This is a genomic window from Brevundimonas sp. T2-11, from assembly GCF_055397675.1.
The window spans coordinates 446,815-465,463 of record NZ_AP027920.1 but is presented as its reverse complement, the minus strand read 5'-3'; the positions used below and the strand labels follow the sequence as shown (position 1 = coordinate 465,463).

Below are 18,649 nucleotides of genomic sequence, written 5' to 3'. Positions count from 1 at the left end.
TAACGAAGGGGGAATCCCATGCGCATCCGCACCCTGACCATCGCCGCCGCCTCGGTCCTGGCGCTCGGCGCCGCCGCCTGCACCCAGGCCGAACAGCAGAAGGCCGAAGCCAACGCCGAAGCCGCCGGCGACAAGGCCGCCGACGTCGCCGCCCAGACGGGCGAAGTCGTCGAGTCCGGCGCCATGAAGGCCGCCCAGGCGGTCGAGGAAGGCGCGGGCAAGGTCGCCGACAAGCTGGAAGACAATCAGGCCGAAGCCGCCGCCGAGGGCCGCCCCGGCGCCGTCGACCCGGCCACCGACACGCGCGTTCCGGCCAAGAACTAATCTGATCCCTTCTCCCCTTGAGGGAGAAGGATCACTGCTCCGCCAGCAAGGCTTCGACCAAGGCCTTGGCTTCGGCGCTGGCCCAGTCGGCCTCGCCGGTCAGAACGGCGCGGACCTGGCCCCGACGATCCAGCAGGATCGTCTGGGGCATGGCCCCCTTGCCGGGGAATTCGAACGGCAGCTGGAACTTGGGATCGGCGTAATAGGCTAGCGGCGGGTGCTCGGCGATGAAGGCGCGGGCTTCCGGCACGGCCTTGTCCACGTCCATGCTGATGGTCACCACGGCCACGTCGTCGCGGCCCTTGTAATGCTCGGCCAGAGCCGCCAGGGTCGGCATCTCGATCTTGCAAGGCGCGCACCAGGTGGCCCACAGATTGACCACCGCCACCCTGCCCTTGAAGTCGGCGAAACGGACATCGCGGCCCTCTGCGTCCTTGAAGACATAGTCGGGCGCGGGCGTCGGGGCGGGCGTCAGCAGCTTGGCCAGCGAGCCTTTCGCATAGACAGACAGGGCCGATGACGCGGACTCTTTGCCCCCGCCGTCGCGATTGGCGTATAGCATCGCCGCGCCGCCGATCGCGCCGATCAGCAGCACAGCCGTCGCCACGCCCGCCAAAGTCCGTTTAGAGCCGCTCATGTCCGACACGCCTTCCAACACCCCTCAAGGTCAGTCTCTATGGGGCGGACGCTTCAGCGCCAAGCCCGCCGACATCATGCAGGCCATCAACGTCTCCATCGGCGTCGACAAACGCCTGTGGGCGCAGGATCTGGCCGGGTCGCGGGCGCATTGCCGCATGCTGGCCCAACAGGGCATCATCCAGCAGGCTGACGCCGAAGCCATCCTGAACGGACTGGACGTCATCGAGGGCGAGATCACCGGCGGGACCTTCCCCTTCCGCGACGCCTATGAAGACATCCACATGAACGTCGAGGCCCGCCTGTCGGAGCTGATCGGCGAGCCGTCGGGACGTCTGCACACGGCGCGCAGCCGCAACGACCAGGTGGCGACGGACTTCCGCCTGTGGGTGCGCGACGCCTGCGACCGCACCGTGGCGCAGCTGAAAGACCTGCAGGCCGCCCTGCTGGACCGGGCGGAACAGCACGCGGGCGACCTGATGCCCGGCTTCACCCATCTGCAGACAGCCCAGCCGGTGACTTTCGGCCACCACCTGATGGCCTATGTCGAGATGTTCGGTCGTGACGCCAGCCGCTTTTCCGACGCCCGCGCCCGCATGAACGAGAACCCGCTGGGCGCCGCGGCCCTGGCCGGTTCGCCCTTCCCCATCGACCGCCACATGACCGCGGCCGCGCTCGGCTTCGACCGTCCGATGGCCAATAGCCTGGACGCCGTCTCGGACCGCGACTTCGCGCTGGAAAGCCTGGCGGCGGCTTCAATCGCGGCGGGCCACCTGTCGCGTCTGGCCGAGGAGATCGTGGTGTGGATGACGCCGATGTTCGGCTTCGCCACCCTGCCCGACGACCTGACCACCGGCTCGTCCATCATGCCGCAGAAGCGCAACCCCGACGCCGCCGAACTGGTGCGCGCCAAGACGGGCCGCATCAACGGCGCCCTGATCGCCCTGACCACGGTGATGAAGGGCCTGCCTCTGGCCTATTCCAAGGACATGCAGGAGGACAAGCCGCCGGTGTTCGAGGCTTTTGACGCCCTGGATCTGGCCCTGACCGCCATGACCGCCATGGTCGCCGCCATCATTCCCAACACCCCGCGCATGGCCGCCGCCGCGGGCGCCGGTTTCTCGACCGCCACAGACCTGGCCGACTGGCTGGTGCGTGAACTGAACCTGCCTTTCCGCAAGGCGCACCACGTTACCGGCGCCGCCGTGAAGCGGGCCGAGGCCCTGGGCGTCGGCCTGGGCGATCTGCCGCTGGAAGAATTGCAGGCTCTGGATTCCGGCATCACCAAAGCCGTGTATGAAGTCCTGACGCCCGAAGCCTCCTGCGCCAGCCGCCAGAGCTTCGGCGGCACGGCGCCGGAACAGGTCCGCGCCCGCATCGCCGACTGGAGAAGCCGCCTGTGAAAAAGACCCTGATCCTCGCGGGCGCCGCCGCCCTTCTGCTGTCGGGCTGCGGCCGCATGGCCGATCTGGAAGCGCCCGGCGCCGTCCAGACCGAGCGCGCGCCGCGTGACCGGAACGCCAAGTCCCTGCCGGAGCCGGCGACCGTGAACCGCCCGAACAGCCAGAACCCCATCGACAGCGGCGCCTCGGACCCGTTCGGCCGCACGCCGCTCTGATCGGCCTTCCCCCTCCAGACTGGACTCCCCGCCGGTGCATTATTTCGATCTGAAGGACGGCGTTCTGCACGCCGAGGACGTCTCGCTGGAGGCGCTGGCGGCGGAGGTCGGCACCCCGACCTATGTCTATTCCTCGGCCACACTGCGCCGTCACTACGGTCTGCTGCGCGACGCCTGTGATGCGCACAAGAACGCGCTGGGCGAGGCCCTGATCGCCTTTGCGGTCAAGGCCAACTCCAACCTGTCGGTGCTGGCGACCCTGGCTCAGATGGGCTGCGGCGCCGACACCGTGTCCGAGGGCGAGATCCGTCGGGCCCTGGCGGCGGGCGTTCCCGGCGAGCGCATCATCTTCTCGGGCGTGGGCAAGACCGACGCCGAACTGGCCTTCGCCATCGACGTCGGCGTGCGCCAGATCAACGTCGAGTCCTCGGCGGAACTGGAGCGGCTGATCATTGTGGCGGCTGAAAAGGCCGCGTCTCCGGCCATCGCCATCCGCGTCAATCCCAAGATCGGCGCTGGCGGTCACGCCAAGATCACCACCGGCGGCGCGGGCGACAAGTTCGGCGTGCCGGTCGAGGAAGCCCTGGCCCTCTACGCCCGCGCCTCCGCCTCCCCCCACGTCACGCCCGTCGGCCTGGCCTGCCATATCGGCAGCCAGATCACCGACCTCACGCCGCTGGAAAACGCCTTTCGCGTCCTGCGCCAGATGACCGAAACCCTGCGGACGCAGGGCCACAGCGTCACCCGCCTGGACCTCGGCGGCGGTCTGGGCGTGCCCTATTACGGCGACGCGGAAACCGCCTCGCCCGCCGACTATGTCGCCATGGCGGCGCGGGTGCTGGACGGACTGGATGTCGAGGCGGCCTTCGAGCCGGGCCGGCTGATGGCCGCCAACGCCGGCGTGCTGCTGAGCCGGGTCATCCAGGTCAATGAGCGGACCGACGGCCGTCGCTTCCTGGTGCTCGACGCGGCGATGAACGACCTGATGCGCCCGGCCCTCTATGACGCCTTCCACGACCTGAAGCCCGTGCGCCCGCGCGACGGCGACATGCGCCCCTATGACGTGGTCGGGCCGGTCTGCGAAACTGGCGACACCTTCGCGCGCGACCGCGACCTGCCGCCGCTCGAGGCCGGCGATCTGGTGGTCTTCATGAGCGCCGGCGCCTATGGGGCCGTCATGAGCGGAGAATACAACACCCGCCCCCTGGCCGCCGAGGTCCTGGTCGACGGCGAGCGCTGTGCGGTCATCCGCCCGCGCCCGACCTATGAACAGATGTTCGCCCGCGAACCGATGGCGGACTGGCTCTAGGCCTCAGTCCAGCGCGCAGATGTCGGGCAGGCCGCGCATTCCGCCCCTGTGGTCCAGGCCGTAGCCGACGAGGAAGCGGTTGGGGGCCTCCCAGCCGACGAAGTCGGGCTCGGGCGCACGCGCCTCGGGCCAGGGCTTGCGGGCGAAGACACAGGTCAGGACTTCCGACGCCCCGGCTTCCCTGGTGATGCGCACCGCCTCGGCCAGCGACAGGCCGGTGTCGAAGACGTCGTCCAGGATCAGCACACGCTTGCCCGCGATGGGCCGTTGATAAGGCGCATAGACGTCGATCTTGCCGCGACTGGTCTTCTCGTCGCCGTAGGAGGCCAGCCACAGGGCGTCGAACCGGACATGACGACCTTCGCGCGACAGGGCGCGGGTCAGGTCGGCTCCGAACCAGAGCCCGCCGGTCAGCAGGACGGCGGCCACCGTCTCGTCGTCGATGACGGGGGCGATGCGCCGCGCGAGGTCGGCGACGATCGCCTCGATCTCGGATTGCGGCAGGAGAACCGTGGGAGCGGGCGTCGGGTCGTGATCAGCCATGCCCGGCGGATAGACCCTAGGCGGGGCTGCTGTCGAGAGGCTGGGCGTCCACGGGCACCAGATCATAGGCCGTGGCGCGACGCAGACCATCATCCGGCGGCGCACGCCGCGCCGGGCGAGCGGCCGCCTGTTCGATACGCGGAGCGGCGGGAACGGCCGCCTGCTTCTTCGCCGTCTCCAACACGAAGTCGAAGCCTGCGCTGGCGACCTGGCGTTCGGGGTCGGAGACGATGACAGCGAAGCCCTGGACCTTGCCCGGCAAGACCGGCGCGGTCTCCAGACGCACAATACGATGCCCCACCTCGGCGCCCGCGGCATTGATCAGGGCCACCCGCACCGGCGGGGCCACGACCTCATTGTCGCGAATGTTGCGCAAGGCGCCCGAGACGATGACCTTGCCCGGATCATAGGGCGCCAAACGGATGCCGACGGCCTCGAACTCCAGGCCCGCCAGATTCACCGGCGCGCCGACCAGCTTGTAGACGGCGGCGGCCTGGGGCCAGGCCTGGACGATGGACAGGCGGAAGGCGAAAGCCGCGCCGACCAGCGCGAGGAAGACCACGGCCAGACCGGCCCACACCGCGCCCTGCGTCGCCGCGCGGCGCATCCTGCGTTGCTGTTCCGCCTTGGCGCGGAAGGCGCGCGGCAGTTCGGGCGCGGGCGTCTCGGCCAGGGTCTCGGGCGTCTCTTCGCGCTTGCCAAAGCTGGCCTCGGCGACGGGTTCCTCGGTCGCGGCGGACAGTTCGAGCGGTTCGTCCTCAAGCGTCGCGCGCCAGTCATGGCCGCAGGACTTGCAGCGCACGCGGCGGCCGTTCGGGCCGATCGCTTCGTCGGGAACAAAATAGCTGGTGGCGCAGGCGGGGCAGGTCAGTATCATGTCGGCTGACTGCGAGGCTCGACGCCCCCTCCTGTCGAGGCGCCCGCAACGCCCCGGTCCAATACGAAATCTGATGCCAAACTCGACCCGACGCGCCGCCGACCCTGATTCCGCGCCCGACACCGTTCGCCTGCGGGGCGTGGGTTTCGGCTATGCGGACAGGCCCGACGTCCTGCGCGACGTTAACCTTAGTCTGCCGCAGGGCTCTTTCCACTTCCTTACCGGACCGTCCGGCGCGGGCAAGTCTTCGCTTTTGCGCCTCCTGACCCTGGCCGAGCGGCCCCGGACGGGGCGAATCAGCCTGTTCGGACGCGAGGTCACGGACCTGCCGCGCGGCGGCGTGCCCGCCTTTCGGCGGCGGATGGGGGTGGTGTTTCAGGATTTCCGCCTGCTGGATCACCTGACCGCCTTTGAAAACGCGGCCCTGCCCCTGACCCTGACGGGCGGCAAGCCCTCCGATCACGCGGCCGACGTGGCCGAGATGCTGCGCTGGGTCGGCCTGGGCCAGCGCATGGACGCCCTGCCGCCCGCCCTGTCCGGCGGCGAGAAGCAGCGCCTGGCCATCGCCCGCGCCGTCATCACCCGCCCCCGCCTGATTCTGGCCGACGAGCCGACCGGCAGCGTCGATCGCGTCATGGGCGAGAAGCTGATGCGGCTGTTCCAGTCGCTGAACAAGCTGGGCGCCACCATCCTGATCGCCAGCCATGACGAGGCCCTGGCCGAACGCGTCGGCGCCGCCGTCCTGCATCTGGAGAACGGCCATCTGAGCCAAGCCGCTCCGGCGGGGGTGGCCGCATGATCCGCGCCCTGTTCCGACCCGGCCCCGGCCTGCTGTCGCGCGAGGCGGGCGGCGAGCGCTGGCTGATGGTGGTGGTCGCCGTCCTGTGCTTCCTGGCCTCCATCACCGCCGTCGGGGCCCTGGCCGCCGACCGGGCCGCGCACGGCTGGGCGCGTCAGCTGCGGGCCGAGGCCACGGTCCAGGTCCGCCCGCGCGTGGACGAGACCGGTCCCACCGCCGCCGCCCGCGCCGCCGAGACCCTGGCCGGGGTCAAGGGCGTGGCCGAGGCCGAAGCCATGGACCGCAAGGCAGCCGAAAGCCTGTTGCGCCCTTGGGTCGGCGAGGCGGCCCTGCCCGACCTGCCCCTGCCCTATCTGGTCACGGTGCGGCTGGACCCGAACAACCCGGCCAGCGCCCCCACGCTCAGCCGCGCCCTGGCCGAGGCCGGGCTGGACGCCAGCGTCGATGACCACAGCCTGTGGCGCGGCGAGGTCGAGCGTTCGGCGGGCGTCATCACGGCCCTGGCCGGCGCCGCCTTCCTGCTGATCGCGGCGGCCACCGCCGCCGTCATCGCCTACGCCACCCGCGCGGGCATGGCGGCCCAGGCGAGCGTGATCGAGACCCTGAGCCTGAACGGCGCGTCTGACGGCTATGTCGCCGGCCTGTTCCAGCGACGTTTCGGCGGACTGGCGGCCCAGGCCGGCGCCGTGGGCGCGGGCGTCGCGGCCCTGCTGCTGGCCCTGCTGCGCCTGATCGGGGGCGAAGGCGGGCTGACGCCTGCGCTTCCTCTGGCGTTCAGCGATCTGGTCGTTCTGGCCGCCTGTCCCGCACTGGCTTTCGGCGTCGCATTACTGGCCGCCCGCTTCACGGCGCTGGCGAAGCTGGGCGGTCGTGGCTAGTTAGGCATCATGAAGTTCATGACGCTGATCGCCGTGGTGGCGCTGATGTGGCTGGTGGGGCTGTTCGCCTTCGCCGAGCGCGTGCGCGGCCTGACGCCGGCGCCGGAACCCGCGCGCGCCGACGCCATCGTCGCCCTGACCGGCCCCTCGGCCGAGCGCGTCAACGCCGCCATCCGTCTGCTGGAACAGGACAAGGGCCGCCGGGTGCTGATCTCGGGGGTGAACCGCGACGTGCGCCGCCAGGAACTGCGCGCCCTGACGCCGGGCTCCTCCAAGCTGTTCAACTGCTGCGTCGATCTGGGCTTCGAGGCCGAAAACACCGTCGGCAACGCCCAGGAGATCGCCGCCTGGGCCCGGTCCAAGGGCTATGACGACCTGATCGTCGTCACCTCCGACTACCACATGCCGCGCAGCCTGCTGGAGATTCGCGGCGCCGCGCCGGGGGTTCGACTGACGCCCTATGCGGTCTCGACGCCGTCGCTGGACAACTCGCGCTGGTGGCGCGCCGCCGTCACCGCCCGGCGGATGACGCTGGAGTACATGAAATACCTGGCCGTGCTGGGTCGTGAAGGGATGCATCGCCTGACGGGCCGCCATCCGGAACGTCCCGCCGACGCCGAAGCCGACGCCAAGGCCTGAGAATGACCGTCCTGCGCTCCCTGATCTTCACCCTGTGGCTCTATCTGTCGATGGTGGTCTTCGCCGTCGGCCTGTCGCCGGCCCTGCTCATGCCGCACCGCGTCGCCATGAGCGTCATCAAGCTGTGGGCGCGCTTCGTCCTGTTCGGATTGCGCTGGATCGCCGGCGTCCGAGTCGAGGTGCGCGGGCTGGAACACCGCCCGACCGGCCCGGCCCTCATCGCCGCCAAACACCAGGGCATGCTGGACGTGGTGGCGCCCTTCGCCTTCCTCGACGACCCCTGCTTCGTCCTGAAGAAGGAGTTGATGCCCCTGCCCTTCTTCGGCTGGTTCGCCTGGAAGACGCAGATGATCGCTGTCGATCGCGCGGCCCACGCCAAGGCGCTGAAGGACATGGTGCGTCAGACCCGCGCCCGCTTGGCCGACCAACGCCAGATCCTGATCTTCCCGGAAGGCACCCGCACGGTCCCCGGCGAGCCGGCCGATTACAAGCCCGGCGTGGCCGCGATCTATCGCGACCTGGACGCCCCCTGCTGGCCCATCGCCACCAATTCCGGCGTTCACTGGCCGGCCCATGGCTTCAAGCGCCATCCTGGCCTGGTGGTGTTCGAGTTCCTGCCGCCCATTCCCGCCGGTCTGAAGCGCGCCGAGTTCATGGCCGAACTGGAAGGTCGTATCGAAACCGCCTCCACCGCCTTGTTGACGCCCAAAACCTAGGCTTTGCAGAAGCGGCTATATCATCAGCCGTTGACCTGCGATTTTTCATGCCTTCACGCGTCGCCCTCGCCGCCCTGACTGCTCCTCTGGCCGCCGCCGTGGTCGCCCTGACCGCCACCTCGGTCTCAGCCCAGTCGATGCCCTATGAGGCGGTCGAGGCGCCGACGACCTGGAAGGTCGACATCGGCGGAGGGGTGGTGCGCGGCTTCAGCGCCACCGGCAACACCAGCGACGAGTTCAACTTCACCGCCTGGGGCTCGGCCTCCTGGCGCGACGTGGTCTACGCCAACGGTCTGGACGGACTGGGCTGGAACGCAGTCAAGCGCGACGACCTGCGCATGGGCGTGCAAGTGCGCCCGCGCTTCGCCACCGGGGACATCGAGGGCATGGACCGCCCCGAGCTGGGCGCCGACGCGGCGCTCTACGCCTACAAGCGCCTGCCAGGGAATATCGTCGTCGGCGGCCGCATCCAGCATGACGTCAGCGGCGACGACGCGGGGCTGGAGTACTACGGCTCGGTCGGACACCAGCGCGTGACGCGCGTCGGCCTGTTGCAGACCATGGGTTATGTGCGCGGCGGCGACGACGAACGCGCGCGGCGCTACTACGGCGTCACGGCGGCCGAGGCGCCGGGCAGCGGCTATGCTGTGTTCGAGCCGTCCGGCGGACTGTCGGGTCTGGGCGGCGTGATCATGCTGGCCGTACCGATCGGCGACCGTTTCGGCATGGGCGGCTTCATCAACTACGAGCAACGCCTGGGTGACCTGAAGGACAGCCCGCTGGTCGAGGACGACCACGTCTGGCGCGCGGGCCTGATCGGGGTCGTCCGTTTCAACAGCGGCCAGTAGGCCCGATCAGCCGGCGGCGAACTCGCTGAGGGCGTCGATGACGGCGCGGTTCTGGTCATCCGTACCGATGGTGACGCGCAGGCAGTCGGGCAGGCCGTAGCCGCCGACCGGGCGCACGATGATGCCTTTCGAGTTCAGATAATCGCTGGCGGCGACGGCGCTGCGCTTCTCGTCGGCGAAGCGGATCAGGATGAAGTTGCCGGCCGAGGGGAAGACCTCGAAGCCGAAACCGCGGATGGCCTGGGTCATGCGCGGGCGCCAGTCCAGCACCAGATCGCGCGAGGCCTTCTGGTGCGCCTCGTCCGACAGGGCGGCGGTGGCGGCGTCGAGGCCCGGCACCGAGACGTTGAACGGCAGACGGATGCGGTCCACCGCCTGCTCGACCGCCAGCGGGGCGTAGCCGAAGCCGATGCGCAGGCCGCCCAGGCCGTGGATCTTGGAGAAGGTGCGGGTGACGACGATGTTCGACGCCTCGCGGGCCAGACCGAAGGCGCTCTCCCACTCCGGCTCGACCACGAACTCGGCATAGGCCTCGTCCACCACCAGGATGATGTGGGCCGGCAGGGCGGCGTGCAGGCGGCGGATTTCCTCGCCCGAGTTCCAGCTGCCGGTCGGGTTGGACGGGTTGGAGACGTAGACGATGCGGGTGCGCTCGTCGACCTGTTCGAAGATGGCCTCGACCTCGGCCTTCATGTTGGGCTCGGGGGCCAGCTTGACCTCGGCGCTGCAGGCCTTGGCCGAGATGCGGTAGGCGAGGAAGCCGTACTGGCCGGTGACGATGTTGTCGCCGGGCTGCAGATAGGTCTGGTTCAGCAGGGCGAAGACCTCGTCCGAACCGTTGCCGAAGATCAGGCGCTCGGGCTCCAGACCATGATGGGCGGCCACGGCCTCGCGCAGCTTGGTCGCGCGGCCGTCGGGATAGACGTGGATGTTCTTCAGCGCGGCGGCATAGGCCTCGCGCGCCTTCTCGCCGGCGCCCAGGGCGTTTTCGTTCGACGACAGCTTCATCGGCTCGGCGAAGCCCGCGATGGCGCCCTTGCCGCCGACATAGGGGGCGATGTCGAGGATGCCGGGCTTGGGGGCGGGCGCGGCGTTCGGCGCGTCGGTCATGTGCGTCATCCTCGAAGTCTGTGGTCAGTAAACGGGGGCGGCGCCGATGACGCCGCTCATCTGGCCGGGGGCGTCAGTCAGCCGTCCGTCCTCAGCCTGCACATAGCCTGTCAGCACGAACAGCTTCAAGCCGCCGCCCGCCGTCAGGGGCGCGGCGATCAGCCCCGCCTCGCCAAGCGCGGCGACGATACGGGCGTCGGACAGGGGGCTGTCGGTGACCCAGAAGGTGCGATCGTCGCCGGTCGGACCGGGCGCTTCGGTCGAGACCAGAAGGGCCCGCGGGACGCCGGCCGCATCGTCCGGAAGGGCGGCGACGACCTTGAGCATAGGCATGACCAGCAGCCTGCCCCACCAGGGCCGGGCGCCGAGGTCGATCAGGGCGCGCCCGCCTTGGCGCGCCGCAGCCAACGCCTGATCCGGCTCGGCGACCGGGCGGCCGATCAGGCCCCAGCGGTCAGCGGCCAGAGCCTGGGACAGCGGTCCGCAGGTCGCCAGCGCCGGGCCGGTCGCCGCCTCGATGCGCCCCAGCACGGCGCGCAGGGCCGGGCGTTCTGACGCCGGGAGGTCGCGCAGGACCTCACGCAGGGCGATGGCGTCGGCGTCCACGGACCCGCGCGCGCCGGCGGCGAGACGGGCCCGCGCCGCCGCGATCAGGGCGCGGTCCAGCGCCAGCCGCTCAAGGTCTTCCGGCGGTTCGACCAGCATCAGAACAGCTGGGGCGCCGGGGCCAGGGCGAAGGGCCCCAGATAGGTGCGCCCGCCCTTGAAGTTCAGCACCAGATCGACGCCCTGCCCCTGATCCCCCGTCCCGCCCTGGGGCGTGGCGGCGGCGGCGCGGGCGGCGGCGGCGCGATCCACCGAACCGCCCTGCTGGGCGCCGGCCAGACCGACGATGGCGGCCAGAGGCTTCTCGGCGCGCAGGAAGACCTCGCCTTCCAGGCGCCCCTTGTCGTCGGCCGACAGGGCGGGACTGGAGAGGAAGGTCTTGCTCTCGCCCGCGCCCAGTTCGCCCTTCATATCGACGAAGCGCCCGCCGGCGGCGGTCCAGGCCGACAACAGACCTTGGGCGTCGGCCCCCTTGAGCGCGCCGGCTTTCTCGAGCACAGCCTCGACCTGGGCGTTCAGCTTGCCCGACTGGGTCAGGCCTTCGACCGGCCCGTTGGGGCGGCCCTCGCCGTCGACCAGACGGAACAGGACGTCGACGTCATCGGTCGGCGCGTTCGATCCCGCCACGTGCGGCCGCATGTAGAACTGGACCAGACCCGCCTTCGACAGCGGGAAGGGTTCGGCGTCCGGCAGGGCCGTGAAGACCGGCCTGGACAACTCGACCGCCACATTGGGCCAGCGCTGGGTCAGGCCGTGGATGCTCATGCGAATAGCCTCGGCCCGGACCGCCGTCTTGCCCTTGGCGCCGCGCGTCATGACCAGGCCGTCGGGCGCGATGATCACCCACTTGGTCGGGTTGTAGGCGTTGGCCTCGGCCACGATCTCGGGCGCGGCGACCGCGTGGCCCGAGGGGGCGACGACATCGACGTGCTTCATCGCCACCCGCGCCCGCAGGGGCCAGCCGGTCGTGGTGACGCCCGCGTGATTCACTGTCCAGCCCGACTGCTCCAGCCGGGCGATGCGGCCTTCCAGCTTCTTCTCGATCTGCTGCGTGAGGACGAACCACCAGCCGGTCCACAGGGCCAGGCCGACGAAGACGATGGCGAAGGGGATGATCAGCCCTTTGCGGCTGTGGCGGACGGGTTCAGCGTGGGCGTCGGTCATGGGCGCGGTTTAGCAGGCCGCGCGGCTGATGACACGTCCTGTCAGCAGGAACGGGCCAGTCTGTCGTCCGTTCGAATCGCGCCCCGACAGGAGACAAAACCCATGGAAACCCAACAGCTGCATCGCGGCCGACTGATCGACCATCTGCAACTGGTGACCCCCGACCTTGAGGCCAGCCGGCGCTTCTACGGCGCGGTGCTGGAGACGCTGGGCGTGCCGATCGGCGGCGAGGCGGAACGCTTCTTCTGGGCCGACGAACTGTTCGTCTCGGCGGTGGACAGCATAGCCGCGCAGGGCGCTCCGACCGGGCGCTGCCACCTGGCGTTTCAGGCGAAGGACCGGGCCATGGTCGAGGCCTTCCACAAGGCGGGGCTGGCGGCGGGCGGGACCGACAACGGGGCGCCGGGCGAGCGGCCCTATCACCCCGGCTACTACGCCGCCTTCCTGCTGGACCCGGACGGCAACAATATCGAGGCCGTCTTCCACGGCGAGGCTGAGCGCTCGGCCGACAGCGTGGTGGTGACCTTCGAAGAGTAAGGCTTACGCCGTCAGGTCGGCCAGTGTCGCGCCGGCCGCCCGCGCAGCCTCGTCCGGCGTCAGGCCCAGCAGCAGGCCGCGCTGGCCGCCGTTGATCAGGATGCGGTCGAACAGGACGGCGGTCTCGTCCATCACCGTCGGCACGGCCTTCCTCTGGCCGAAGGGACTGACGCCGCCGACCTTGTAGCCCGTCAGGCGCTCGGCGTCGGCGGGCTTCATCATCTGCGCCGACTTGCCCCCGATGGCCGCCGCCAGCTTCTTCATGCTGACCTCGCAGTCGGACGGCACGATGACGCAGGCGGGCTTGGCGTCCACCAGCGTCATCAGGGTCTTGAACACCTGTTCCGGCGCCCAGCCGAGCGCCTCGGCCGTCTGCAATCCCACGCGCGGCGCGTCGGGGTCGTAGTCGTAGGGGAAGAGCTCAAAGACGACCCCGGCCCTGGTGAGGGCCACGGTCGCGGGGGTGGTCTTGGACATGGCGACAACTTCTACGCGTCGCGCTCGAGTTTGTCCCGATCCCGATCCTCCCCCGTGAAACGGGGGAGGGGGACCGCGAAGCGGTGGAGGGGGCGACTACAGGCTCCGGCCCCTACTGATTTCATGCCGTCCGATCCCTGACATCGGTTTCTAGCGTCTGCTCTCGCCCCCTCCACCATGCTGCGCATGGTCCCCCTCCCCCGCTTCGCAGGGGAGGATCGCTTCAGACCGTCTCCGGATTGAGGAACTCCTTCGTCAGCTCCACCGCCTCGGCCAGACCCATGCGCTGGACCTCGGTTCCAGGCGGCAGGCCGGCGAACAGGCGGGTCGGACAGGCGGCGTCCAGCATCAGGAAGACCCCCCTGTCGTCGGCGCGGCGGATCAGGCGCCCGAAGGCCTGTGCTATGCGGCCGCGCGCCAGGGCGTCGTCATAGGTCTTGCCGCCGAAGCGCTCGCGCCGGGCCTTGTGCAACAGGTCGGGACGCGGCCAAGGCACACGATCAAAAGCGAGGACGCGCAAGCTGCGCCCCGGCACGTCCACGCCGTCGCGCACCGCGTCGGTGCCCAGCAGGCAGCTGTCCTGCTCCGCACGGAACACATCCACCAGAGCCCCGACCTCCAGCGGATCGACGTGCTGGGCGTAGAGGGGGACGCCCGCTTTGGCCAGATCTGGCCCCAGCCGCTCATAGACGGTCTTCAACCGACGGATGGCGGTGAACAGGCCGAGGCCGCCGCCGCCCGCGGCCAGAAACAGCTCGCGCATGGCCGCCGCGATCTGGCGCGGGTCGTCCTTCATCAGGTCGTTGACGACGATGACGCGGCTGTTGGCGGCGTAGTCGAAGGGGCTGTCCACCTTCAGCGTCCGCGCCGGCTCGATCAGCCGCGCCGCGCCGGTGCGCATCCGGGCCAACTGGAACGGGTCCTCAGCCGCCGGGTCCGACAGGGTGGCGCTGGTCACCAGCACGCCGTGAGCGGGCATGACGACGGCGGCTTCCAGCGGCACGGTCGGGTCGATCCAGTGGCGGCGCAGGGCCACGTCATGGATGCGGCCGAAGGCGGCCTCGGCGCTGAGCCAGTCGACGAAGTCGGGATCGGGCTCGTCGCCGCCTTCCTCGAGCGCGGCCAGCATGGAGCGCCAGCCCGGCAGGGTCATGCGCGCACGCCGGTCCATGCCGCGCAGGGCCCCTTCGATGCGGGCGCGGGCGGCGCCGTCCAGCTCGGCGGCCTCCTCGTCCAGAATATCCTCGAGGTGGCGCGACAGGGCCAGAAGCGGCGCCTCGACGGCGGCGATGGCGCGGGCGGCGGCGCGGGCGGCCTCCAGCACCGGCTCGGTCGCGGGGCGCAGGGCGCATTCCATGCCGAACTCGGTCCCGCCCGCCTCCTGACTGCGTGCGCGAAGTTGCTCCAGGGCGGCGACGAGGAAGGCTTCGATCGGGCCTATGGGATTGATCTCGCCAGACGCCGGCGCGATGCGGCCCGACACCCCCTCGCCCGGCAGGGCGGCGGCGGCGATCATGGCGTCCTTCAGGGCCTTGGCGGCGGCCTCGTTGTCGGCGCACAGGTCGCCCAGCCTCTGCTCCAGCCCGCGCCCGCGACGGCCGCGCCCCTCGGGACCTCTGATCCAGCGACGCAGCTCGGCGGCCTCCTGACCCGACAGGGCGGCGGAGAAGGCGCTGTCGGCGGCGTCGAACAGGTGGTGGCCCTCGTCGAAGACGATGCGTTTCAGCGCCGCCGTCTCGCCGTCCTGCTTCAGGCCGCGCGCCGAGCGGGCGCCGTCAAAGGCCGCCTGGGTCATGACCAGGGCGTGGTTGGCCACGACGAGATCGGCCCGGCGGCTGGCGCGGATCGTCTTCTCGACAAAGCAGAGGCGGTAGTGCGGACAGGCGGCGTGGACGCATTCGCCGCGCCGGTCGACCAGATTGGCCGGGCTGGCCTGATGGCTGGGCGCCGTCGCATAAAGACCCGGCAGCCAGCCGGGATAGTCCCCGCCGGTCATGTCGCCGTCGCGGCTGTGCGCAGCCCAGCGGCTGGCCAGCCCCATGCCGATCAGGTCGCCGTTCCCCAACTGGGCCGCCTGCATCATGTCCTGCAGGTTCAGCAGGCAGAGGTAGTTTTCACGGCCCTTGCGCACCACCGTCTTCTTGCGACGCTCGGCCTCGTCGGGCCACAGGGCGCGGCTTTCGCGGTCGATCTGGCGTTGCAGGGCGCGGGTGTAGGTCGAGACCCAGGCCGCCCCCGCATTACGCTCGGCCCACAGGCTGGCGGGGGCCAGATAGCCCAGGGTCTTGCCGGTGCCGGTGCCCGCCTCGGCCAGAAGGACGCGCGGGCGCCCTTCTTCGTTGCGCGGCGAAAAGGCGTAGGCGGCCTCGGCGGCGTAGTCGGACTGGGCCGGCCGCGTCTCGTCCAGACCCGAGGCCTGCAGCAGCTTGTCCAGACGGATGCGGGCGCTCTCGCTGTCCACCGGCGCGGATCCGGCCTCGCCGCGCGGGGCCTCGTCCTCCCACTCGGCAAGGCGGGACCAGACGTCCAGCCCCGTGCCGCGCTCGCGACGGTCGCGCAGGGGTCCGGCCTGCAACGCGGCCAGCACCCGCCCGCCCCACGACCAGCCCGCCCGGTCCAGCGTCCCCGCCAGGGAGAAGGCGTCCTCGCGTCCGGGATAGGCGGGATCGGCCAGTTCGTTCAGCAGGTCGGCGGCGGCGTCGCGCAGGGCCTGGGCCTGAGCCTCGGCCCCCTTCGGTTCGCTCCGCCCCATGGCCAGAGCCAGCCCTGTCGGCGAAGGGGCGCAGAACTTGGCGGGCCGCACGAAGGCGTAGAGCTCCAGCACGTCCAGCATGTCGGTCGAGCGCGGCGGCGGGCTGAGGCCCAGGCGACGCGCGGTCAGGCTGGCGTGAGCGACCATGACGGCGCCGCCGAGAAAGACCCCTTCCGCCGCGCCGCGCCCGATCTTCCTGGCCCCCGCCGCGTCGCACACCGCCCCCGCGCCCGGCGGCGTGGCCAGGGCAGGCGGCAGGTCCGCCGCGAACGCGGTCGCAGGCTTGACGTTGGAAGGGGCGGAGACGTCGGTCACCTTCGATCCATAGCGCCCTCAGCCATGAAACGGAACGGGAACGTTCATCCCTCTCGCCAGAGACCGAAAAGGCGATAGGCTCGCTTCAAACGGAGGACCGCCCATGCAGACCCGCCGCATCATGACCGACGGCCTGACGCAACAGGTGATCGAAGCAGGGGAAGGCCCGCTGGTCCTGCTGCTGCACGGCTTTCCCGAGCTGGGGATCAGCTGGCGGGCCCAGGTTCAGGCTCTGGCCGGGGCCGGCTTCCACGCCGTCGCCCCCGACATGCGCGGCTATGGCGGGACCGACAAACCGGCCGATGCGGAGGACCACACCATCCTGCATCTGGTCGGCGACATGGTCGATCTGGTCCGTGCACTGGGCGAGGAACAGGCCGTGGTCGTTGGCCACGACTGGGGCTCGGCCGTCGCCTGGCACTGCGCCCTGATGCGGCCCGACGTCTTCCGCGCCGTGGCGGGCCTGTCCGTGCCCTTCCAGCCGCGCCGCCCCAAGGGTCCGCCGACCGCCGCCATGGCCGCGAACTCAAAGCGCGCCGGACTGGGCGACCTCTACATCAGCCGCTTCCAGTCGCCCGAGGCCCACGTCGAGCTGGACGCCGATCCCGCCATGGCCCTGCGCAAGATGTTCTGGGCCTATGACGGCGCCACCGCCACGGCGGAGCAGTCGACCGGCTTCATGCCCGAGGGCGTCAGTCTGCTCGACAGCATTTCCGACCACGCCATTCTGCCGCCGTGGATGAGCGAGGCGCACTTCGAGGAATACGTCGCCGCGTTCGCCGCCTCGGGCTTCAAGGGACCGCTGGACTGGTACCGCTGCCTCGACCGCAACTGGAGCCTGACCGCCTTCCTGCAAGGCCGGAAAATTCACCAGCCTGCCCTCTTCATGGTCGGCGACCGCGACCCGGTCCGCCACTACGCCGGTCCGTTTGAGGCGGCGCAGAAGGACTGGCTGACCGCCCTGCGCGGGCAGGTGGTCCTGCCGGGGGCGGGACACTGGCTGCAACAGGAACGGGCGGAGGAGGTGAACGCGGCGCTGATTGAGTTCCTGCGGGCGCTTTAGGTCTTCTCGTCCGGAAGGGGGATGAACTCCAGCGCATCTTCGCTCGGCAGGCTCATGCGGCCGGCCTTCCAGTCGGCCTTGGCCTGATCCAGACGGTCCTGCGACGAGGAGACGAAGTTCCACCAGATCAGGCGTTCGCCCACCGGCTCGCCGCCCAGGGCCATGACGCTGGACGGTTGCAGGGCGGTGACGGTCGGCTCGGCGTGGGCCGACAGGACCACCATCTGGCCCTCGCCAAAGGTGCGGCCGTCGACCTCGATCGCGCCCTTGGCGACGAACAGGGCGCGTTCGCTGTAGCCGCCTTTGGATTTCGGCGGCGGCGGCGCGGCGCGCACGCCCTCGGCCATTTCCCAGTGGACGTAGAAGAGCGGCGATTCGACCGGGGTCCCGGCCCTGGCGCCGAAGGCCTCGCCCGCCACCAGGCGCGCGAACAGGCCCTTGTTCTCATAGGTGGGCTGGGCGTCCTCGCCCAGGTGGGTGAAGGAGGGGGCGATCTCTTCCTTCTCGGTCGGCAGGGCGACCCAGGCCTGCATGCCGTGCATCCGCCCCCCTTGCGCCTTCTTCAGCGGATCGGTGCGCTCGGAATGGACGATGCCGGACCCGGCGGTCATCCAGTTCACCTCGCCGGGACGGATGGGCTGGGTGTAGCCCAGATTATCCCGGTGCATGATCTCGCCCTCGAACAGATAGGTCAGGGTCGACAGGCCGATGTGCGGGTGCGGCCGCACATTGATGGCGTCAGCGCCCGGCGCGAACTCTGCGGGCCCCATCTGGTCCAGAAAGATGAAGGGGCCGACCATCCGGTGCGAATGGAAGGGCAGGACGCGCCCCACCTCGAACCCGCCGAGATCCTTGCGACGCGCGTCGATCACCAGCTCGATCATGCCAGCCCCCTCAGGTCTGTGGTCGTTAGCCGACGTGGGGCGTGATGATGCCCAGCGGCAGGGTGGTGACGTTCTTCACCCCACGCGTGACGATATGGCTGGCGCAGTCGGAGACAATGCCGAGCGTCAGCAGCTTGTCGCGCAGGAACTGGTCGAAGGCGTGCATGTCCGAAGTGATGATGCGCAGGACGTAGTCTTCGCGTCCCGTGATGGTGGCGCACTGCACCACTTCCGGCCAGGTGGCGACGGCGGTTTCGAAGATGTCGAGGTTCTCGCGCGACGGCAGGCTCAGCTTGACGATGGCGTAGACTTCGAAGTCCAGGCCCAGCAGGCCCGCATCCAGAAGCGTGACCCGCTTGCGTATCAGGCCAGAGTCCTCCAGTCTCTTGATCCGGCGCCAGCAGGGCGAGGCCGAGAGGCCGACGCGATCGGCGACCTCGGCGACCGACAATCCGGCGTCCTGCTGCAGGATGTCGAGGATGCGGGCGTCGATAGGATCAAGTTCATCGGCCAAAGGCGTTTCTCCAAAAGGGGATTTTGCGCAATAAAATACCC

The 18,649-nt window shown here is 70.1% G+C and carries 21 protein-coding genes; 11 read left to right on the top strand and 10 right to left on the bottom strand.

The genetic code is table 11. The features are described from left to right. Positions 1 to 18 precede the first annotated feature (18 nt). The gene (locus ACZ5XO_RS02250) at positions 19 to 324 is read left to right on the top strand and encodes a hypothetical protein (RefSeq protein ID WP_464163711.1); all 306 of its coding nucleotides are present in this window, start codon (positions 19 to 21) and stop codon (positions 322 to 324) included. Positions 325 to 355: 31 nt separating this feature from the next. Here ACZ5XO_RS02250 and ACZ5XO_RS02245 read toward each other — a convergent pair whose 3' ends face one another. Next, positions 356 to 961 (bottom strand): TlpA family protein disulfide reductase, encoded by a 606-nt coding sequence (locus tag ACZ5XO_RS02245; RefSeq protein ID WP_464163710.1) that lies wholly within the window; start codon positions 959 to 961, stop codon positions 356 to 358. On the opposite strand from ACZ5XO_RS02245, the gene argH reads away from it, so the two are divergent. The 3 genes from argH to lysA are packed head-to-tail and all read left to right on the top strand — an operon-like array spanning position 960 to position 3,887. Further along, positions 960 to 2,363, top strand: coding sequence for an argininosuccinate lyase (gene argH / locus ACZ5XO_RS02240; RefSeq protein ID WP_464163709.1), 1,404 nt, complete (start codon positions 960 to 962; stop codon positions 2,361 to 2,363). The two genes, ACZ5XO_RS02245 and argH, sit on opposite strands and share 2 nt — an antisense overlap. Beyond that, positions 2,360 to 2,578, top strand: coding sequence for an LPS translocon maturation chaperone LptM (gene lptM, locus ACZ5XO_RS02235; protein WP_464163708.1), 219 nt, complete (start codon positions 2,360 to 2,362; stop codon positions 2,576 to 2,578). The genes argH and lptM overlap by 4 nt, the downstream gene beginning before the upstream one ends. A gap of 34 nt (positions 2,579 to 2,612) precedes the next feature. Beyond that, positions 2,613 to 3,887 (top strand): diaminopimelate decarboxylase, encoded by a 1,275-nt coding sequence (gene lysA, locus ACZ5XO_RS02230; RefSeq protein ID WP_464163707.1) that lies wholly within the window; start codon positions 2,613 to 2,615, stop codon positions 3,885 to 3,887. Between the two features lie 3 nt (positions 3,888 to 3,890). Here lysA and ACZ5XO_RS02225 read toward each other — a convergent pair whose 3' ends face one another. After that, a complete protein-coding gene (locus tag ACZ5XO_RS02225) occupies positions 3,891 to 4,430 on the bottom strand; it encodes a phosphoribosyltransferase (RefSeq protein WP_464163706.1) in 540 nt (179 codons plus the stop codon). A gap of 16 nt (positions 4,431 to 4,446) precedes the next feature. Beyond that, a complete protein-coding gene (locus ACZ5XO_RS02220) occupies positions 4,447 to 5,307 on the bottom strand; it encodes an MJ0042-type zinc finger domain-containing protein (RefSeq protein ID WP_464163705.1) in 861 nt (286 codons plus the stop codon). 73 nt (positions 5,308 to 5,380) lie between these two features. On the opposite strand from ACZ5XO_RS02220, the gene ACZ5XO_RS02215 reads away from it, so the two are divergent. From ACZ5XO_RS02215 to ACZ5XO_RS02195, 5 genes are read left to right on the top strand one after another with little or no spacing between them, the layout of a single operon-like run. After that, on the top strand, positions 5,381 to 6,106 hold the full coding sequence (locus ACZ5XO_RS02215) for a cell division ATP-binding protein FtsE (protein WP_464163704.1): 726 nt from the start codon (positions 5,381 to 5,383) through the stop codon (positions 6,104 to 6,106). Continuing rightward, complete coding sequence (locus ACZ5XO_RS02210; protein WP_464163703.1) at positions 6,103 to 6,984, top strand: cell division protein FtsX; 882 nt, start codon at positions 6,103 to 6,105, stop codon at positions 6,982 to 6,984. The genes ACZ5XO_RS02215 and ACZ5XO_RS02210 overlap by 4 nt, the downstream gene beginning before the upstream one ends. A 9-nt stretch (positions 6,985 to 6,993) precedes the next feature. Then, on the top strand, positions 6,994 to 7,623 hold the full coding sequence (locus tag ACZ5XO_RS02205; RefSeq protein ID WP_464163702.1) for a YdcF family protein: 630 nt from the start codon (positions 6,994 to 6,996) through the stop codon (positions 7,621 to 7,623). A 2-nt stretch (positions 7,624 to 7,625) separates the two neighbouring features. Continuing rightward, entirely contained in the window at positions 7,626 to 8,339 is a 714-nt protein-coding gene (locus ACZ5XO_RS02200) for a lysophospholipid acyltransferase family protein (protein WP_464163701.1), read from the top strand. Positions 8,340 to 8,386: 47 nt separating this feature from the next. Further along, the gene (locus tag ACZ5XO_RS02195) at positions 8,387 to 9,187 is read left to right on the top strand and encodes a MipA/OmpV family protein (protein ID WP_464163700.1); all 801 of its coding nucleotides are present in this window, start codon (positions 8,387 to 8,389) and stop codon (positions 9,185 to 9,187) included. Positions 9,188 to 9,193: 6 nt separating this feature from the next. Here ACZ5XO_RS02195 and hisC read toward each other — a convergent pair whose 3' ends face one another. The 3 genes from hisC to ACZ5XO_RS02180 are packed head-to-tail and all read right to left on the bottom strand — an operon-like array spanning position 9,194 to position 12,066. Next, on the bottom strand, positions 9,194 to 10,297 hold the full coding sequence (gene hisC, locus ACZ5XO_RS02190) for a histidinol-phosphate transaminase (RefSeq protein WP_464163699.1): 1,104 nt from the start codon (positions 10,295 to 10,297) through the stop codon (positions 9,194 to 9,196). Positions 10,298 to 10,321: 24 nt separating this feature from the next. Continuing rightward, the gene (locus ACZ5XO_RS02185) at positions 10,322 to 11,002 is read right to left on the bottom strand and encodes a hypothetical protein (RefSeq protein ID WP_464163698.1); all 681 of its coding nucleotides are present in this window, start codon (positions 11,000 to 11,002) and stop codon (positions 10,322 to 10,324) included. After that, positions 11,002 to 12,066 (bottom strand): DUF2125 domain-containing protein, encoded by a 1,065-nt coding sequence (locus ACZ5XO_RS02180; protein ID WP_464163697.1) that lies wholly within the window; start codon positions 12,064 to 12,066, stop codon positions 11,002 to 11,004. Before ACZ5XO_RS02180 ends, ACZ5XO_RS02185 begins: the two co-directional genes overlap by 1 nt. Before the next feature lie 102 nt (positions 12,067 to 12,168). On the opposite strand from ACZ5XO_RS02180, the gene ACZ5XO_RS02175 reads away from it, so the two are divergent. Next, positions 12,169 to 12,603, top strand: coding sequence for a VOC family protein (locus tag ACZ5XO_RS02175; protein ID WP_464163696.1), 435 nt, complete (start codon positions 12,169 to 12,171; stop codon positions 12,601 to 12,603). A 3-nt stretch (positions 12,604 to 12,606) separates the two neighbouring features. On the opposite strand, the gene ybaK is transcribed toward ACZ5XO_RS02175, so the two are convergent. After that, entirely contained in the window at positions 12,607 to 13,080 is a 474-nt protein-coding gene (ybaK, locus tag ACZ5XO_RS02170; RefSeq protein WP_464163695.1) for a Cys-tRNA(Pro) deacylase, read from the bottom strand. 223 nt (positions 13,081 to 13,303) lie between these two features. Further along, positions 13,304 to 15,979: an ATP-dependent DNA helicase gene (locus ACZ5XO_RS02165; RefSeq protein ID WP_464164849.1), complete on the bottom strand. Its 2,676-nt coding sequence runs from the start codon at positions 15,977 to 15,979 to the stop codon at positions 13,304 to 13,306. A gap of 271 nt (positions 15,980 to 16,250) precedes the next feature. Between ACZ5XO_RS02165 and ACZ5XO_RS02160 the strand changes: the two genes are divergently transcribed. Then, the gene (locus ACZ5XO_RS02160) at positions 16,251 to 17,210 is read left to right on the top strand and encodes an alpha/beta fold hydrolase (RefSeq protein WP_464163694.1); all 960 of its coding nucleotides are present in this window, start codon (positions 16,251 to 16,253) and stop codon (positions 17,208 to 17,210) included. Here the strand turns inward: ACZ5XO_RS02160 and ACZ5XO_RS02155 are convergent. Both ACZ5XO_RS02155 and ACZ5XO_RS02150 read right to left on the bottom strand, forming a co-directional pair. Next, a complete protein-coding gene (locus tag ACZ5XO_RS02155; protein ID WP_464163693.1) occupies positions 17,207 to 18,094 on the bottom strand; it encodes a pirin family protein in 888 nt (295 codons plus the stop codon). The two genes, ACZ5XO_RS02160 and ACZ5XO_RS02155, sit on opposite strands and share 4 nt — an antisense overlap. A gap of 25 nt (positions 18,095 to 18,119) precedes the next feature. After that, entirely contained in the window at positions 18,120 to 18,608 is a 489-nt protein-coding gene (locus ACZ5XO_RS02150) for an Lrp/AsnC family transcriptional regulator (protein ID WP_464163692.1), read from the bottom strand. Between the last annotated feature and the right edge of the window lie 41 nt (positions 18,609 to 18,649).

Excerpts from the sequence above, each read along its gene's own strand:
- ACZ5XO_RS02205 (WP_464163702.1), top strand. The coding sequence starts at position 6,994 with ATGAAGTTCATGACGCTGATCGCCGTGGTGGCGCTGATGTGGCTGGTG.
- ACZ5XO_RS02185 (WP_464163698.1), bottom strand. The coding sequence starts at position 11,002 with ATGCTGGTCGAACCGCCGGAAGACCTTGAGCGGCTGGCGCTGGACCGC.
- ybaK (WP_464163695.1), bottom strand. The coding sequence starts at position 13,080 with ATGTCCAAGACCACCCCCGCGACCGTGGCCCTCACCAGGGCCGGGGTC.
- ACZ5XO_RS02200 (WP_464163701.1), top strand. The coding sequence starts at position 7,626 with ATGACCGTCCTGCGCTCCCTGATCTTCACCCTGTGGCTCTATCTGTCG.
- ACZ5XO_RS02215 (WP_464163704.1), top strand. The coding sequence starts at position 5,381 with ATGCCAAACTCGACCCGACGCGCCGCCGACCCTGATTCCGCGCCCGAC.
- ACZ5XO_RS02175 (WP_464163696.1), top strand. The coding sequence starts at position 12,169 with ATGGAAACCCAACAGCTGCATCGCGGCCGACTGATCGACCATCTGCAA.
- ACZ5XO_RS02155 (WP_464163693.1), bottom strand. The coding sequence starts at position 18,094 with ATGATCGAGCTGGTGATCGACGCGCGTCGCAAGGATCTCGGCGGGTTC.
- ACZ5XO_RS02180 (WP_464163697.1), bottom strand. The coding sequence starts at position 12,066 with ATGACCGACGCCCACGCTGAACCCGTCCGCCACAGCCGCAAAGGGCTG.
- argH (WP_464163709.1), top strand. The coding sequence starts at position 960 with ATGTCCGACACGCCTTCCAACACCCCTCAAGGTCAGTCTCTATGGGGC.
- ACZ5XO_RS02160 (WP_464163694.1), top strand. The coding sequence starts at position 16,251 with ATGCAGACCCGCCGCATCATGACCGACGGCCTGACGCAACAGGTGATC.
- ACZ5XO_RS02250 (WP_464163711.1), top strand. The coding sequence starts at position 19 with ATGCGCATCCGCACCCTGACCATCGCCGCCGCCTCGGTCCTGGCGCTC.
- ACZ5XO_RS02210 (WP_464163703.1), top strand. The coding sequence starts at position 6,103 with ATGATCCGCGCCCTGTTCCGACCCGGCCCCGGCCTGCTGTCGCGCGAG.
- ACZ5XO_RS02165 (WP_464164849.1), bottom strand. The coding sequence starts at position 15,979 with ATGGTCGCTCACGCCAGCCTGACCGCGCGTCGCCTGGGCCTCAGCCCG.
- ACZ5XO_RS02220 (WP_464163705.1), bottom strand. The coding sequence starts at position 5,307 with ATGATACTGACCTGCCCCGCCTGCGCCACCAGCTATTTTGTTCCCGAC.
- ACZ5XO_RS02225 (WP_464163706.1), bottom strand. The coding sequence starts at position 4,430 with ATGGCTGATCACGACCCGACGCCCGCTCCCACGGTTCTCCTGCCGCAA.
- ACZ5XO_RS02195 (WP_464163700.1), top strand. The coding sequence starts at position 8,387 with ATGCCTTCACGCGTCGCCCTCGCCGCCCTGACTGCTCCTCTGGCCGCC.
- ACZ5XO_RS02245 (WP_464163710.1), bottom strand. The coding sequence starts at position 961 with ATGAGCGGCTCTAAACGGACTTTGGCGGGCGTGGCGACGGCTGTGCTG.
- hisC (WP_464163699.1), bottom strand. The coding sequence starts at position 10,297 with ATGACCGACGCGCCGAACGCCGCGCCCGCCCCCAAGCCCGGCATCCTC.